The sequence below is a fragment of the Kitasatospora sp. NPDC057500 genome (genome assembly GCF_042802195.1).
Classification (GTDB): domain Bacteria; phylum Actinomycetota; class Actinomycetes; order Streptomycetales; family Streptomycetaceae; genus Kitasatospora.
Window position 1 is genome coordinate 1 of sequence record NZ_JBHVER010000416.1, and the last position, 2193, is coordinate 2193.

Annotated in this window: 1 protein-coding gene; it reads left to right on the forward strand. The window is 68.2% G+C overall.

Annotated features, from left to right (window positions below):
- The first annotated feature begins 304 nt into the window (after positions 1-304).
- Entirely contained in the window at positions 305-2116 is a 1812-nt protein-coding gene (locus ACFU74_RS37090) for a glycosyl hydrolase family 18 protein (protein ID WP_380764545.1), read from the forward strand.
- Positions 2117-2193 lie beyond the last annotated feature (77 nt).

Sequence of the window (2193 nt, forward strand, 5' to 3'; positions counted from 1 at the left end):
CCGCTGACCCGCAGGTCAGCGGGGGCGTCCGGGCTCCCGGGGAACCTTAACGGCGGCTCAAGCCGCAACATCACCCCTTGACGGGGTAGTTGGTCTAGTCCATTTTAGTGCCCAGGTGCAGGGAGCCCCTGAGCCGGCGTCAGCGGTCCGCCGCTGACGCCGGTTCGGCCTATCCCGGCGTCCGTCAAGGCATGTTCCGCTCGATTCCCCCATCCAATTCTGTCATGTCCCGGTCGTACGGCCCCACCCCGTACCTGCGTCCCGGGGCGCGTCGGAATCCCCCACACCCAGGAGTCACGCACCCATGCTCCGTTCACGCATCGAAAGGGCCGGGGCGCCGGTTCAGGAGGGCGGCCGTCGCAAGCGGTCCAAGAGCCTGACCGCGATCGCCGCCGGTACCACGGCCTCCCTGCTGCTCGGCGCGGGCCTCGCCCTCACCGGCGGCGCCACCGCCAACGCCGCGGTCGGCAACAGCACCGGCGCGCCCGCCACCAGCGGTGGCATCAAGGTCGCCTACTTCGACCAGTGGTCGATCTACTCGAACGCGTACTACGCGAAGACGATCCAGGACACCGGCGTCGCCGGGAAGCTGGATTACATGATCTACTCGTTCGCCAACATCCACCCCACCAACGGCACCTGTTTCCAGGCCACCAAGGCCGCGAGCCAGGACGAGAACAACCCCAACGCCGGTGACGGTGCGGCGGACGCGTTCGCCGACTACCAGAAGAGCTTCGGCCCGGACATCTCGGTCGACGGCGTCGGCGACGTCTGGGGCCAGCCGATCGCGGGCAACTTCAACCAGCTGAAGAAGCTGAAGGCGAAGAACCCCAAGCTCAAGATCCTGATCTCGCTCGGTGGTTGGACGTACTCCAAGTACTTCTCGTCGGCGGCCGCCACGGACGCCTCGCGCAAGAAGCTGGTCTCGTCCTGCATCGACATGTTCATCAAGGGCAACCTGCCGGTCGACGCCGGCTACGGCGGCCCGGGCTCGGCGGCCGGCATCTTCGACGGCATCGACATCGACTGGGAGTACCCGGGCGGCGGCGGCCACCTCGGCAACCAGGCGAGCCCGAACGACAAGCAGAACTTCACCCTGCTGCTGAAGGAGCTGCGCGACCAGCTCGACGCGCAGGGCAAGACCGACAGCAAGACCTACTACACCGCGGCCGCGGTGGGTGCCGGTCAGGACAAGATCAAGAACGTCGAGACCGACAAGATCGGTCAGTACCTCGACTTCCTCGACGTCATGACGTACGACATGCACGGCGGTTGGGAGGCCAAGGGCCCGACCAACCACCAGGCCCCGATCTACTCCGGCCCGAACGACCCGATGACGCCGGTCCCCGGCGGCACCGGCAAGTACTCGATCGACGCCGCGATCAAGGCCTACACCGTGGGCGACCCGCAGTACGGCATCGCGGGCGGCTTCCCGGCCAAGAAGATCAACGTCGGCGTGCCGTTCTACTACCGCGGCTGGACCGGCGTCCAGAACAACGGCAAGAACGGTCTGTTCCAGCCCGCCACCGCCCCGGCCCCGGGTGCGGCCCTGTCGGGCAACGTCCCCGGCATCCAGATGTACAAGGAGCTGGCCGGCTTCGTCGACAACCCGTCGAAGACCTACTGGGACGACGCGGCCAAGGCGACCTACTTCTACGACGGCAACGTCTTCTGGTCCGGTGAGGACGCCCGCTCGATCCAGGCCAAGCTGGACTACGCGCACTGCAACGGGCTCGGCGGCTCCTTCGCCTTCTCGCTGTACGACCTGGGCACCAAGACCGCGCTGTTCGACAAGATGGTCGAGGCGACCAACGGCTCGGCCGCGAGCTGCCCGGTCCCGCCGGTGACCCCGACGCCGACCACGACGCCGACCACCACCCCCACCACGACGCCGACCACGACGCCGACCACCACGCCCACCACGACGCCGACCACCACGCCGACCACTCCGGCCGGTTGCGCCGCCGCCCCGAGCTGGGACGCCGCCACCACCTACGCGACCCCGACCAAGGTCTCCTGGAAGGGCCGCTACTACACCAACAAGTGGTGGACCAAGGGCGACGACCCGAGCGCCAGCGGCCAGTGGGGCGTCTGGACCGACAACGGTCCCTGCTGACCCGCCACTGATCGCATGAGGGCCTGACGGACCCTCGCACCACCGCACGAAGAGTCCGGCCCGCCGGGGGAGTCCCC

What these genes read in the sequence shown, in the direction of transcription:
- ACFU74_RS37090 (WP_380764545.1), top strand. Translation starts at nt 305, where the DNA reads ATGCTCCGTTCACGCATCGAAAGGGCCGGGGCGCCGGTTCAGGAGGGC.